The sequence below is a fragment of the Pseudomonas sp. FSL R10-1339 genome, assembly GCF_009600545.1.
GTDB lineage: Bacteria > Pseudomonadota > Gammaproteobacteria > Pseudomonadales > Pseudomonadaceae > Aquipseudomonas > Aquipseudomonas bubulae.
Map to the genome: position 1 here is coordinate 1 of NZ_WIVQ01000339.1, position 244 is coordinate 244.

Genomic DNA, 244 nt, shown 5'->3' on the forward strand with positions numbered 1-244 from the left:
TGACCCATATGCTGCGTGAGCGTTTGTCTCCCGAGCAGATTGCCGGCAAGCTGCGCAGCATGAACATACCCAACCTGCGAGATGCCTACGTCTGTCGCGAGACGATCTACAACGCGATCTATGCCCTGCCAGTGGGTGAGCTGCGTAAGGAGCTGATCATCTGTCTGCGCCAAGGCAAGACGACGCGCCGGCCGCGCTCTGGCGGCGTGGATCGGCGCGGCCAGATCCCTGAGATGGTCAGTAT

1 pseudogene is annotated in these 244 nt (G+C 61.1%); it reads left to right on the plus strand.

Annotated elements, in window-relative coordinates:
- A pseudogene (locus tag GHO03_RS24990) lies at nucleotides 1–244 on the plus strand (IS30 family transposase); the annotation flags it as partial.